Source organism: Paraburkholderia sp. RL17-368-BIF-A, assembly GCF_046054045.1.
Lineage (GTDB): Bacteria > Pseudomonadota > Gammaproteobacteria > Burkholderiales > Burkholderiaceae > Paraburkholderia > Paraburkholderia graminis.
Map to the genome: position 1 here is coordinate 407879 of NZ_JARESN010000004.1, position 13568 is coordinate 421446.

The following is a 13568-nucleotide window of genomic DNA, read 5'->3' on the forward strand; positions in this document are numbered from 1 at the left end:
TTTCCGGGGCTCGCGCATGCTCGCCAAAATGCGGACTCACGTGCGCGCCGGCCTTCGCGAAAGCTTATCGAAGGGCAGTTCGCGCGACAACAACATAATCCGCATATCCATATGGGCATCGCATGGAGGCGGCGCCGCATGCGTGTTGGCTTCACGCGGCGCTCGCACGCTGCATCAGATAAGCGATGCCGTCGATCGCGCGCACGCCGTACCACGAGACGATCTCGCCGTCGATCAACTCGATGCGCTTGCCGGCCATGCGCGGATCGCTTTTCAGCGCATCGCAATGCGCCTGCGTGAAGCGATAAGGCTCGCTCGAAAGCAGAATGCGGTCGACGCCGGCAAGCCACGGCGCGCGCTCGGCGTCGTCGAATTCGAACGATGGATAACGGCCCGCGCCTGTCGCGCCGCCTTGCACCTCCGGCAGCGTCTGCCAGTTCACGACGCGCAGCATCGCGGAGATGTAGGTGTCGCGCGCGACGGTCATCCACGGTTCGCGCCAGATCAGATACAGCACGTTTTGCGCGGCGAATGCATGCGCGGCGGCTTCATGCAGACGCGCCTGCAACGCATCTGCGAGACGCTGCGCTTCGTGCTCGCGATCGAAAATCGCGCCCAGCAGCGCGTACAGCGAGAAATTGTCGTGCGGCGTGAGCGGATGAGTCACGACGACATGCGGCACGAAAGCGCGCAGTTGCTCGACGGTATCGCGCTCGTTCTCGTCGATATTGACGATCAGGTGAGTAGGCCGCAGCGCGCGAACGGCGTCGACCTTCACGGCTTTCGTGCCGCCGACCTTGGGCACATTGCGCACCTTGTCGCGCGGATGCACGCAAAAACCGGTACGCCCGACGATCTGGCGTTCTAGACCCAGCGCAAACAGCAGTTCGGTGATGCTCGGCACCAGCGAGACGATGCGCGCGCCGGCACCCGTTTTTTCGTGCGCGACGCCGGCTGCATCGACCGCACAGGCAGACATGATTTACTCGACGACGGCGCGCGGCTTGCGCGGCGCGCGTTCGAACACGCGGTCGTAAAGCCAGCGCGGCACGACGTGCAGCAGCATCGCCACGACACGCATCTGCCACGGAAACACCGCGAAAGCGGTGCGGCGCTCGATGGCCTGCGCGGCTTTCGCGGCGAAGCGGTCGGCGTCCATCAGAAAGGGCATGGTGTAGGGATTGTGCGCGGTCATCGGCGTGCGGATATAGCCGGGCGCGATCGTGACAACGCCCACGTCGTGCGGGCGCATTTCGACGCGCAACGCTTCGAGATACTTGAGCGCCGCCGACTTCGACGCGCTATACGCGCCCGAACCCGGCAAGCCGCGCACGCCCGCGACGCTCGCAATGCCGACGAGCGTGCCGCGTCTTGCGGCAACCATCGCGGCCGCGAACGGCTCGAAGGTGGCGACCATGCCGAAGTAGTTGATGTCCATCACTTCGCGGAAGGTGCGCAGGTCGCCTTCGCCGGTGACCGCGCCGCGGCTTACGCCCGCATTGGCGATCACGATGTCCGGCTGGCCATGTTCCGCGATGAACTGCGCGGCCGCTTCGGCGAGCGCCTCGGCGTCGCGCACGTCGACGCTATAGCAGGAGATGGAGTTTTGCGGATGAGACCGCTTGAAGGCGGCGAGGGCTTCGCCGCGGCGGGCAACGAGGCCGAGCGTCGCGCCGCGCCGCGCGTATTCGGCGGCGAGCGCGAGGCCAATTCCACTCGAAGCGCCGGTAATGAAAACTTTCAACGGTGAGCTCATTCCGGCGCCTCGGGCTTTACATCTTCTTCGCGCGAACCTGCTGGACCAGGTAATCGAGCACCTGGACCGTGCCAGGCAGGCTGTTGGTCGCAGCCGGGCCGGTTTCGTACTTGCCTTGCACGGCGATGGTCGGCACACCGTCGATCTTGTAGTCTTCGAGCAGTTTCTTGTCTTTCTGCAACGCGCTTTGCGTCGAGAATGAGTTGTACGCGTCCATGTACTTCTTCGGATCGACGCCGTTCTTCGCGAGGAATTTGGCCTGATCTTCCGGCGTCAGCAGATAGTTCTTGTTGACGTGAATTTCGTTGAAGACCTTCGGCGTGAGCTGGTTGGCGAGACCGAGCGCGTCGAGCGCGTGATACATCTTCGAGTGCGGAATGAAGTCGTCGCGGAAGGCAACCGGCACGCGCTTGAACACGACGTCCGAACCCTGCTTCTTCACCCATGCTTCGAGGTACGGGTCGAATTCGTTGCAGTGCGGGCAGCCGTACCAGAAGAATTCGGTGACTTCGATCTTGCCGGCGGGCACGTCGGTGGACTGCGCGCTCGGCAACACGGTGTAGTCCTTGCCCGAGACCGGCGCGGTCGGCGATGCGTGCGCCGAGGCCGCGACGAGGCCCAACGAGAGGAACAGAATGCTCAGCAGTTTTTTCATGTTGTCTTGACCCAGGTAGGCGTAAAACAGTGGCGCCACGCAAATGCCCGTCACCGTTTTCAAATCGGCGTTGGACGGCTCTATCGGCCGTCGTGCTCAATCATGCTCAATCGTGCTTACTGTGCTTATCTTGCTTGCGATTCCTGTGACAGGCGCCGCGCGCCGATAGTTCGGCGGCGGCGCCTGCCTGCGGGTCCCGCGCTGCTTATTGTTTGGTGAAGCGGATCACGGCGGTGTCAACGCCCGCGTCCGACAGACGCTGACGGCTCGCGTTCATGTCCTCGAACTTCGAGAACGGCCCGATACGCACGCGATAATACGTGACCCCGCCCGCATCGCGCTGCGTGACCTTCGACTCGAAGCCCTGGAACGCGAGACGCGCGCGTTGCTGTTCGGCGTCCGCAGCGGTTTTGTACGCGCCCACTTGCAGGAAGTAGCCCGTGTTCGCGTCGCCCGGCGCGGGCGCTGCGCCCGAACCCGGCTTGACGTTCGCGACCGCCGCCGACGACGTGCTCTTCGGCGCGGAACCCGCTGTGGTCGCAGCCGGCGCGCTCGTGGCTTGCGGCTTTTTCACCGCGGCGGTGGCGCTGCTGCCGTTATCCGGCGCGGGCTTCGGCGCGACTGCCGTGCCATTGGCATTGCCCGCGGCATTATTGTTCCCGCCGAGGGTCGGCGGCACTTCGATGATTTGCGGCTGCTCGAGCATGCCCGACTGCGTCTGCGAGTTGGTCTGGCCAGGCGCGGTGTTCGGCGGCGCGGGTTGCGCGGCCTGCGGCACCGGCTGACCCGGCGTCTTGCCTTGCAGCGGACGGTTCGGATCGTATTGCGCCTGGCTCGCGCTCGACTCGGACGCCGCGGGCGGCGCGACCTTCGACACGAACGGCGTAGGCGCACGGGTGATATACAGCGCCACCACTACCGCGATCGCGAGGCCGACAATCAGGCCCAGCACGATGCCGAGAAAAGTACCCCCGGTTTGTTTCGATTGCTTTGTTGTGCGGCGTGGTTTTGCCATCGTATGAATCACCTGCAAAAAGAATCCTGGAACGGCCGCCGATTATAACGACGGCCGCATGCATGTTGCGCCGGAGGACTTACATCTTGACGGGAGCGGAGACGCCGATGATCGCAAGACCGTTGGCGAGCACCTGACGCGTGGCTGCGAGCAGCGCGACGCGTGCATTGCGTTCGGCCGCATCGTCGACCAGCACGCGTTCGGCTCTGTCATTGTAGAACGAGTGGAATTCCCCGGCGAGGTCGCGCAGATAGAACGCGACCGCGTGCGGCGCGAGTTCGTCGGCGGCGTGTTGCAGCATGTCCGGGAACTCCGCGAGCTTGTTCAGCAAGGCCATTGAGCGCTCGCTCGACAGCGGCGCGAGGTCCACGCTGTCAAGCGTGCTTTCGTCCGCGCCGTAGCGAGTTTTGCATTCGGCGATGACCGAGCAGATCCGCGCATGCGCATATTGCACGTAGTGCACCGGGTTTTCGTCATTTTGTTTCAACGCGAGGTCGATGTCGAAGACGAACTCCGTATCCGCCTTGCGCGAGATCAGGAAGAAACGCACGGCGTCGCGGCCGCGGCGAATCGTCTCTTCGTCGATCTGATCGACGGCTGCCTCGGTGCCCGGCAGCGCGCCGCCCGACCATTCGATCAGATCGCGCACCGTCACGTAGCTGCCCGCGCGCTTGGAGATTTTCACCTCTTCGCCGTTGCGCATGACCGTGACCATCTTGTGCAGCACGTAGTCGGGATAGCCCTTCGGAATGCCGATGCCGAGACCTTGCAGCCCGGCGCGCACGCGCGCGATCGTGCCGTGGTGGTCGGAGCCCTGAATGTTGATGACCTTGGTGAAGCCGCGCTCCCACTTCGCGACGTGATACGCGACGTCCGGCACGAAGTACGTGTAGGTGCCGTCGGTCTTGCGCATCACGCGGTCCTTGTCGTCGCCGTCGTCGGTTGTGCGCAGCCACAGCGCGCCTTCCTGCTCGTACGTTTTGCCCGCGGCGATGAGCGCCTGCACCGTCTTCTCGACGCGGCCTTCCGTGTAAAGCGACGACTCCAGGTAGTACTGGTCGAACTTCACGCCGAACGCCTGCAAGTCCATGTCCTGCTCGCGGCGCAGATACGCCACCGCGAAGCGGCGGATCGCGTCGAGGTTCTCCACGTCGCGCGCGCCGGTGACCGGCTCGCCGTCGCTCGCCGATACCGTGACGCCGTTCAGATAGTCTTTCGCGATGTCGGCAATGTACTCGCCGTTGTACGCGGAAGCGGGCCAGCCGGCGTCGCCCGGAGCGAGGCCGCGTGCGCGCGCCTGGGTGGACAGCGCGAGCGTGCCGATCTGCACGCCGGCGTCGTTGTAATAGAACTCGCGATGCACGTCCCAGCCTTGCGAGGCCAGCACGTTCGACAGCGCGTCGCCGAGCGCGGCCTGGCGGCCGTGGCCGACGTGCAGCGGGCCGGTCGGATTCGCGGATACGAACTCGATCAACACGTGCTTGCCCGCGTCGCGTTGCGAGCGGCCATACACGTCTTTCTCCGCGAGCACGGCCTTGACCACCGCCTGCTTGGCCGCAGCGGCAAGACGCAGGTTGATGAAGCCGGGGCCCGCGACTTCGGCGGATTCGATCAAGCCTTGCGCCTGCGGCTGCGCGAGCAGCGTGTCGACGATTTGCTGCGCCAACTGGCGCGGATTCGCGCGCAGCGGCTTGGCGAGTTGCATCGCCACATTGCACGCGACGTCGCCGTGCGCGGCGACCTTCGGACGTTCCAGCGCGATGGTGGGCGATACGAAGGCGGCTTCCGTCGCGCCTTGCGTGGCGAGAGCGACCTGCTTCACCGTGTCGGCGAGCAGTGTTTCCAGAGTGTGTTTATGTGCGGGCAGCATGCTTGTTGCGAGTCCAGTGAGGCAATCCGGTGATACGGAGGAAGCGCCGGCCGCCTCGAGCGCGGCCGATTCGGCAGAAGCGTGGAAAGCGGCGGTTGCGCGGCGGCGCGGTCTGTCATGACATATCGGCATGACGAGGCGAGCTGTTGGGCACTTTGCCTGCAATGCAATCAGCGCGCCGTTCGGCCGCGAGGCGAAGGCTTGGCCGCTGCGGCATGCAGGCCGCAACCGGCTGGCCGGCCGCGCCGCTGCGCCTTGCCGCGCGCGGTGCAATGCGGCGCGCTTTTCCGTCCAGACGGATTTTAGCAGGTGCTAATATGTTCAATGAGAAGCCCAGCAAGGGCCGTGGCCGCCGCGTCTGTTCGCGCGGCTAACGGAACATGCGAGAGGCCGCTTTCGGCTCCGCTTGCGCGTGAAGCCAACATAACGAAAAAGGGAATTGTCATGCTGATTACTTTCAAATGCCGAGCTTGTCCAGATGTGATGATGCTCGAGAATCTGGCGCAGTATCTGGTCGGCATTGTCGGCAAGCGCCTCGGTGAGCGCGGTGTGATTACGCACGCCGAAACCGGCGAAGCGATCGCCAAACTCGAAGCGGCCATCAACTTCGACAAGCAGGAACGCGCCGAACACGACGGCCATTTCCACGAAGGCGAAGAGGGCCACGAGCATCACGAGATTCCGCCGGGTCTTGCGCAACGTGCGTATCCGTTCCTCGACATGCTGCGCGCCGCCCAGAAGGAAAACGCGGACATCGTCTGGGGGCTGTAGTCGAGGCAGGTTCGCCGGGACGGCAGCGGCGACTGTCGTGGCCAGGGCGACAAACACGGCCATCGTGGCCGCGGCACTTGCTGTGACTCATGGCCTGTCGCCATGTCCCGTCAATGTATGGCGCCAAAGAATGAGCCCGCTCGAAGCGGGCTCATTTTCTTTGCAAGCCAGAAACGCGAAAGCGGCTTACTGGCTTGCGGCTTCCGGAGCAACCGCGGGAGCTGACGCGCCCTTTTTCATCTTCTGCTTCTTCGGCTTCTTGACGTGTTTCGTCGTGGGCGGCGAATACGAACTGACCGAACTCGATGCGGCCGGAGCGGCGGTTTGTGCGAGCGCCGCCGAAGCGCCCACGGCAAACGAAACTGCGGTCAATAACAGCGCCAGCTTCTTCATATGATTTTCTCTCCGTTGACGGTTGCAATTAGATGAGCCGACGCATTCTGGTTGCGTCTGGCGGGTCAAGCCGCCTCAGTCTACAAAGCCGAAAATTACGTTGCCGCAAATATTCAGTCTTTCTCGCCGGATATAGTGGGTTTCGCGCCACGCCGGCTCGGCTCATCGATGCATTCAACGCTGCCTTGCCGGAACGGCTTATAGCAACGGCGCCAACGCGCGTTCGGCATCCGCCTTCGAGAGCGACATGCGCTGCGCGTAATCTTCCAATTGGTCCTGGCCGATCTTGCCCACCGAGAAATAAGTGCTGTCCGGATGCGCGAGATAGAAACCGGAGACGCTCGCCGCAGGCAGCATCGCGAGCGATTCCGTTACGGTCATGCCGATTTCGTTCGCCTGCAGCACGTCGAACATGTCGCGCTTGACCAGATGGTCGGGGCACGCCGGATAGCCGGGCGCCGGGCGAATGCCGCGATACTTTTCGGCGATGAGTTCGTCGTTCGCAAGCGTCTCGTTGCTCGCGTAGCCCCACAAGTCGCGTCGCACGCGCGCATGCAGCGCTTCGGCGAAGGCTTCTGCGAAACGGTCGGCCAGCGCCTTCAGCATGATCGCGCTGTAGTCGTCGTGATCCTTCTCGAACTGCTTTTCCTTCACGTCGACGCCCAGACCCGCCGTGACCGCGAACATGCCGATGTAGTCGGCCACGCCCGAATCTTTCGGCGCGATGAAGTCGGCAAGCGAGCGGTTCGGCCGCATCACGCCGTCGACCACTGGCCGCACGCTTTGCTGCCGCAGATTGCGCCATGTCAGCGCGACTTCGCTGCGCGAATCGTCGGTATAGATTTCGATGTCGTCGTCGTTCACCGTGTTGGCCGGCAGCAGCGCAATCACGCCGTTCGCTTGCAGCCAGCGGCCCTGGATCAGGCGCGCGAGCATCGACTTGCCGTCCGAAAACACGCGCCGCGCCGATTCGCCGACGATCTCGTCGTTCAGAATCGCGGGGTAGGGACCGGCGAGATCCCACGTCTGGAAGAACGGACCCCAGTCGATATAGTTCGCGAGTTCGCTCAGATCGAAGTTCTTGAACACGCGGCGGCCGATGAACTTCGGCTTGACCGGCTGATAGCTCTTCCAGTCGATCGGCGTCTTGTTCGCGCGGGCTTCGGCGAGCGTGACCATCGGCAGCGCTTTCTTGTTCGCGTGCTGATTGCGAATGCGATCGTAGTCGGCCTTCAGTTCGTCGAGGTACTTGGCCGCGCCTTCGTCGGACAAGAGGCTCGATGCGACCGACACCGAGCGCGACGCGTCCGGCACATACACGACCGGCCCTTCGTAATGCGGCGCGATCTTCACGGCCGTATGCACGCGCGAGGTCGTCGCGCCGCCGATCAGCAACGGAATCTTCTTCACGCGGAAGTAGTCGTCGCGCTGCATTTCAGACGCAACGTAGGCCATTTCCTCGAGACTCGGCGTGATCAAGCCCGACAGTCCGATAATATCCGCGCCTTCCACTTTCGCCCTCGCGAGAATGTCGTTGCACGGGACCATCACGCCCATGTTGACCACTTCGAAGTTATTGCACTGAAGCACCACCGACACAATGTTCTTGCCGATGTCGTGCACGTCGCCCTTCACGGTGGCGATCACGATCTTGCCCTTCGCGCGCACGTCGCCGCCCGCGGCCGCGAGCTGCTTCTTTTCTTCTTCGATGAACGGGATCAGATGCGCGACCGCCTGCTTCATCACGCGCGCCGACTTGACGACTTGCGGCAGGAACATCTTGCCCTGACCGAACAGATCGCCGACGATGTTCATGCCGTCCATCAGCGGGCCTTCGATCACATTGATCGGACGGCCGCCTTGCGCCGCGATCTTCGCGCGCACTTCCTCGGTATCTTCGACGATGAAGTTCGTGATGCCGTGCACGAGCGCATGCGACAGGCGCTTCTCGACCGGCTGATTGCGCCACTCCAGGTTTTCTTCTTTCTTCGCTGCGCCGGTTTTGTATTTGTCGGCGACTTCCAGCAGACGATCGGTGCCGTCCGCGCGGCGATTCAGCACGACGTCTTCGACGCGTTCGCGCAGTTCCGCATCCAGATCCGCATACACGCCGAGCTGGCCCGCATTCACGATGCCCATGTCCATGCCGGCCTGAATCGCGTGATACAGGAACACGGTGTGAATCGCTTCGCGCACCGGATCGTTGCCGCGGAACGAGAACGACACGTTCGACACGCCGCCGCTCACCTTCGCGTACGGCAGGTTCTGCTTGATCCAGCGCGTCGCGTTGATGAAGTCGACCGCGTAGTTGTTGTGTTCTTCGATACCCGTGGCAATCGCGAAGATGTTCGGATCGAAGATGATGTCTTCCGGCGGGAAGCCCACTTCGTTCACGAGAAAGTCATACGAGCGTTTGCAGATCTGCGTCTTGCGCTCGAACGTGTCGGCCTGGCCTTGTTCGTCGAAGGCCATCACCACGGCTGCCGCGCCGTAGCGGCGAATCAGTTTCGCGTGATGGCGGAACGCCTCTTCGCCTTCCTTCAGCGAGATCGAGTTGACGATCGCCTTGCCTTGCACGCATTTCAGGCCCGCTTCGATCACTTCCCACTTCGACGAGTCGATCATGATCGGCACGCGCGCAATGTCCGGCTCCGACGCGATCAGATTCATGAAGCGCACCATCGCCGCTTTCGAATCGAGCATCGCCTCGTCCATGTTGACGTCGATCACCTGCGCGCCGTTCTCGACCTGCTGACGCGCGACGGCAATCGCCTCGTCGAACTGGTCGTTCAGAATCATTCGCGCGAAGGCTTTCGAGCCCGTCACGTTGGTACGTTCGCCAACGTTGATGAAAAGCGTCCCGGACGTGACGTTGAACGGCTCGAGGCCGGCAAGGCGCATGGTGTGATCGGTCATGGCGTAGGTGCGAGTCGAATGCGTGCGTTAGGTGCGGCCTGGGTGCGTCTGATGCGGCTTGAGCGGCGGCTGTTTTTCGATGCCGCTCAGGCGGCGTCGCGGTATTGCGTCGGCCACTTGCGCGGCTTCACTTCGGCAAGCGCGCGGGCGATCGCCGCGATGTGCTCCGGCGTCGTGCCGCAGCAGCCGCCGGCGATATTCACGAGACCCGCTTCGGCAAATTCCTTCAGCAGGCCCGAGGTGTCAGCCGGCAATTCGTCGAAGCCCGTATCGCTCATCGGATTCGGCAAGCCCGCGTTCGGATAGCACGACACGTAGGTGTCGCACAGCTTCGCCAGTTCGGCGATGTACGGGCGCATCAGCGCCGCGCCCAATGCGCAGTTCAGGCCGAACGTAAGCGGCTTCGCGTGGCGCAGCGAGTTCCAGAACGCCTCGACGGTTTGCCCCGAGAGGATGCGCCCCGAGGCGTCCGTGACCGTGCCCGAAATCATGATGGGCAGACGCTCGCCGGTGTCTTCGAACAGTTCGTCGAGCGCGAACAGCGCGGCTTTTGCATTGAGCGTGTCGAAGATCGTTTCGACGAGGAACAGATCGGCGCCGCCGTCGAGCAGCGCCTTCGCCTGCTGGTAGTAGGCGGCGTGCAGTTCGTCGAACGTGACATTGCGCGCGCCCGGATCGTTCACGTCAGGCGAAATGCTCGCGGTCTTCGGCGTCGGTCCGATCGCGCCGGCGACGAAGCGCGGTTTGTCGGGCGTCGAATACTTGTCGCACGCGGCGCGCGCGAGTTTCGCCGACTCCAGATTCATCTCGACTGCAAGCGCTTCCATTCCGTAGTCGGCCTGCGCGACGGTGGTCGCGCCGAACGTGTTGGTTTCGATGATGTCGGCGCCCGCAGCCAGATACTGCTCGTGAATCTCGCTGATGATCTGCGGTTGCGTGATGGACAGCAGTTCGTTGTTGCCCTTGATGTCGCGTCCGTAGTCCGCAAAGCGCTCGCCGCGATAGCGTGCTTCGTCGAGCTTGTAGCGCTGGATCATCGTGCCCATCGCGCCGTCCAGAATCAGGATGCGCGACTTGAGCAGCGCGGGCAGTGTCGCGCCGCGCGTGTAATCGCGCTCGGGACGGATAGGCTTGACGGTTTGGGCAGGCTGGTTCATGGCTGACGATGGCTTGGGCCGGCTTTTCTGGGACCTGTCATTGTAGCCGCAGCCGGACTATCGCGCCGGGCGCGGCACTGGGCGGCACGCGGCGGCGCGGGGCGACACAGCGCGCCCGGCCGCGCGAAACGCGCTTTGCAAAAGAAAACGGTCCAGCACGCCTTAAGCCCGCTGAACCGATTCCATTAAAACCGACCGCCTCGTGAAGCCCGCCCGTGAAGCCGGGCGGCGGCGTCGGCAAATGTCGCCAACAACGTCGAGATGCTCGCAACGCCTAAACTCAGGCGCTTCCTGCACTCCTTGCGGTTAGTGAAGAATGACCGGCTGATGCATCAGGCTGTCGAACTGGCCGAGGAATTCGTCGACCTCATCGAGCGACGGTTCCTCTTCGATCAGCTTTTGCACGCTCTCGCGAAACCGCGCCGCCATTGCACCGTCGATGTAAATCTCGCGCTGCATGTTCTTGTCGACGATCTCATAGCCACCCGATTTCATGGCCAGCGGACCTTCCTGCGGCGGAAATTCGACGACACAATAGTTGGGGCTGTTGTAGATCATTTGCATGGCGACACTCCTTATTTCCGTTGGCTCCTGGCCGTTCCTGCGCCTTACGTGGAGCTTGTGGTCTGGAATTCAAGGGGTGGGTCCGGATTGACGCATGTAAAAGTTCCGAACCTACCGGTTAGACCGGCCTTCAAGAAACGTTTCAAGCAGTGCGGCAAACCGTTGGGACTGCTCGACAGGCGCGAGATGAGCGGCGTCGAGCAATTCGAACTGCGCGCCTTCAATGGCATCTGCTATTGCCTGACTAGCAGCAGGCGCCGTGCCCGTGTCGTGGCGTCCAGCCACCACCAGGGTTGCGCAGCGAATGCTTCCCAGCTTACCCCGTACATCGAAATCGCGCAGCGCTTCGCACGCCAGGGCGTAGCCTTCCGGCAACGTGCGCACGAGCGCCTCGCGGATCGGCTCGACGGCTTCGGGATGCGCGCTGCGAAACTCAGGCGTCAGCCAGCGCTCGAGCGTGGCGGGCGCAAGCGATGCCATGCCGTCCCGGCGCGCGCTCGCGGCGCGTTGATCCCATAGCGGGCGGGCTTCAGGGAGATTGGCGGCGCTGCTGTCAGCAATAGTGAGCGTGTCCACGCGCGAAGGGTGATCGAGCGCGAACTGCTGGGCGATCATGCCGCCCATCGACATGCCCACGAGGTGCGTGCTCGGTGCGCCGAGCGCATCGAGCAGTGTGGCGAGGTCGCCGGCGAGATCGGCAATCGTGAACGGCTCCTTCGACACCGCCGTCTCGCCGTGGCCGCGCACGTCGTAGCGCAGAACCGTGTAGTCGTCGCGGAAATAGCCGGCGAGTTGGTCCCAGACCGACAGATCGCCGCCGAGCTGATGAATGAACGTCAGCCACGGGCCACCACCTTCATTGCTCAGCACGTAGCGTGTCTCGATACCGTTGATGTTCACTTGCATGCAAGCTCCTTCGAGGGGAATGCAGTGGGAGAGTCCGTCGGCGCTTGTTGTTGCATGTCGCTGCCTGGCGTTTGTGCGCAGCGGCCCGCCGAACGATTGCATCAGATGATGAAGAGTCGGCGGCCAGGCGGAAGTTTCGCGGAATGTCAGAGGCACCATTCGGGTGCGGCGCTTGCCTTTGCGCGTTTAGCCGAATGGCATGTCGTTATGGCTTGATGTTGCCGGAAGTGTCGTCGGGAGCGGTCGAATCGACCGGTGCGGGTGGCGCTGGGTCGGGTGCCGCTGGCGGCGCAGCGGAAGGCGAGGTATTGGCGGACCCATCCGGCGAATCGGTGCCGGTGCCCACGCCAGCGCCAGCGCCGTTATCCGCGTTCAGCTTGCCGCGCCACACCAGCTCGAACTGCGTGCCGTTCGGCTCCGTCTGCACGATCCGCGCGGGCAGCCAGCCGAGCGAAGGCGCGAGCCATACGTCGATGCGGCGCTGATCGCCCTCGCGACGCGGCAGGCGTTTGAAATGGCGCGTTTCGAGGTAGCCCTGCGCGGTGCGGATGGTTTCGTCGCCGATGGTCTCGACCGGCCAGTTCTCGCCGCTGTCGCTATCCACCACGAAGAACTGCCGCGTGACGCCCGGCTTGTACGCAGTCGGGTCGCCGCGCACGAGACTCGCCAACTGCATCACCATGCTGAAGCGGTCCTGTGCGCCGTCGGGCAGCGGCAAGGTGGCCGACGTGCGCGTGAAGGCGATTTTCCGGTCGGCGCGGTTGAAGATTGAAATGTCTTCCGCGCGATGGCCGCGTTTTTCCACGTATTGCTCCGGCGCGAGACCGAATGCGTCGATGCGGCCATGACTCGAATAGACGAACGTGCCGACAAAAGGTAAGGGCACCGAAACCACCATTTCGTAGCGCTCGCCGCTGCTCGTCCAATGGATGGTGCCGGGCTGATTGCGCACGCCGTTGTAAAACGTGTCGTATTGAAGATCGCCGGACGGCGGGACAGAGAACTTTGCGCCGGGAGCTGGCTGCGGCGAGTTTGCGTTTGCCGATGCGTTTGACGTTGCGCTCGCATTTGCCGACGCGCCGCTCGCGGAACTCGCTGAACTCGCGGGCATCGCGTTTGCGGCGGCCGCGCTCGCCGCGGCGTCCGATGCAGCGCGCGCCGCTTGCATTGCCGCCCGTTCGGCCGATTGCATTGCCGCCCGTTCGGCCGATTGCATTGCTGTCAGCACATGTTCTCGCGGCTTGCTCGCGGCGGGTTTGCGCGTCGCCGGCTGCGCGGCCGGCGCGGGCGGCACGGCCGCCGGATTCTGCTCGATACGTTCGGGCTTCAGAAGCGCGACCTGCACGGGCACGTGTTCGTCATCCGAAGGATTCAGCGTTGCGCGATGACGCTCGACCCATTGCGCGGCGATCCAGTGAAGCACGCCCACGACGAGCAGCACGACGATCCATCGCCAGATGCGCGAACGGGCGCGCGGCTCATTGGGCGGCGTGACAGTAGCTTCGGCGGAACGTGCGGCGGAAGGGAAGGCCATCGGCGGAAAAATGGGCGAGCGGACGGAAAGC

The 13568-nt window shown here is 63.5% G+C and carries 11 protein-coding genes and 1 pseudogene; 1 reads left to right on the forward strand and 11 read right to left on the reverse strand.

What is annotated here, in order from left to right; all coding sequences use genetic code 11:
* Positions 1-151 precede the first annotated feature (151 nt).
* The 5 genes from P0D87_RS10095 to argS form a co-directional block, all read right to left on the reverse strand.
* The gene (locus P0D87_RS10095) at positions 152-979 is read right to left on the reverse strand and encodes a helical backbone metal receptor (protein WP_053857432.1); all 828 of its coding nucleotides are present in this window, start codon (positions 977-979) and stop codon (positions 152-154) included.
* A 3-nt stretch (positions 980-982) separates the two neighbouring features.
* Positions 983-1756: an SDR family oxidoreductase gene (locus tag P0D87_RS10100; RefSeq protein WP_053857433.1), complete on the reverse strand. Its 774-nt coding sequence runs from the start codon at positions 1754-1756 to the stop codon at positions 983-985.
* A gap of 16 nt (positions 1757-1772) precedes the next feature.
* On the reverse strand, positions 1773-2411 hold the full coding sequence (locus P0D87_RS10105) for a thiol:disulfide interchange protein DsbA/DsbL (protein ID WP_053858943.1): 639 nt from the start codon (positions 2409-2411) through the stop codon (positions 1773-1775).
* A gap of 205 nt (positions 2412-2616) precedes the next feature.
* Positions 2617-3444, reverse strand: a complete 828-nt coding sequence (locus tag P0D87_RS10110) for an SPOR domain-containing protein (protein ID WP_006048144.1) — start codon at positions 3442-3444, stop codon at positions 2617-2619.
* A 61-nt stretch (positions 3445-3505) separates the two neighbouring features.
* A complete protein-coding gene (gene argS, locus P0D87_RS10115) occupies positions 3506-5296 on the reverse strand; it encodes an arginine--tRNA ligase (RefSeq protein ID WP_053857434.1) in 1791 nt (596 codons plus the stop codon).
* Positions 5297-5740: 444 nt separating this feature from the next.
* Between argS and P0D87_RS10120 the strand changes: the two genes are divergently transcribed.
* Entirely contained in the window at positions 5741-6067 is a 327-nt protein-coding gene (locus P0D87_RS10120) for a DUF1840 domain-containing protein (protein ID WP_006048142.1), read from the forward strand.
* Between the two features lie 186 nt (positions 6068-6253).
* Here P0D87_RS10120 and P0D87_RS10125 read toward each other — a convergent pair whose 3' ends face one another.
* From P0D87_RS10125 to P0D87_RS10150, 6 genes and pseudogenes are all read right to left on the reverse strand, one after another.
* Entirely contained in the window at positions 6254-6460 is a 207-nt protein-coding gene (locus P0D87_RS10125) for a hypothetical protein (protein WP_006048141.1), read from the reverse strand.
* Positions 6461-6658: 198 nt separating this feature from the next.
* A pseudogene (metH, locus tag P0D87_RS10130) lies at positions 6659-9385 on the reverse strand (methionine synthase); the annotation flags it as partial.
* 77 nt (positions 9386-9462) lie between these two features.
* Positions 9463-10533 carry a homocysteine S-methyltransferase family protein gene (locus P0D87_RS10135; protein WP_006048138.1) on the reverse strand — a complete coding sequence of 357 codons (1071 nt, stop codon included), beginning with the start codon at positions 10531-10533 and terminating at the stop codon, positions 9463-9465.
* Between the two features lie 306 nt (positions 10534-10839).
* Complete coding sequence (locus tag P0D87_RS10140) at positions 10840-11097, reverse strand: BTH_I0359 family protein (protein ID WP_006048137.1); 258 nt, start codon at positions 11095-11097, stop codon at positions 10840-10842.
* 111 nt (positions 11098-11208) lie between these two features.
* Positions 11209-12003, reverse strand: coding sequence for an alpha/beta fold hydrolase (locus tag P0D87_RS10145; RefSeq protein ID WP_053857435.1), 795 nt, complete (start codon positions 12001-12003; stop codon positions 11209-11211).
* Between the two features lie 205 nt (positions 12004-12208).
* Entirely contained in the window at positions 12209-13537 is a 1329-nt protein-coding gene (locus tag P0D87_RS10150) for a DUF3108 domain-containing protein (RefSeq protein WP_053857436.1), read from the reverse strand.
* Positions 13538-13568: the final 31 nt, after the last annotated feature.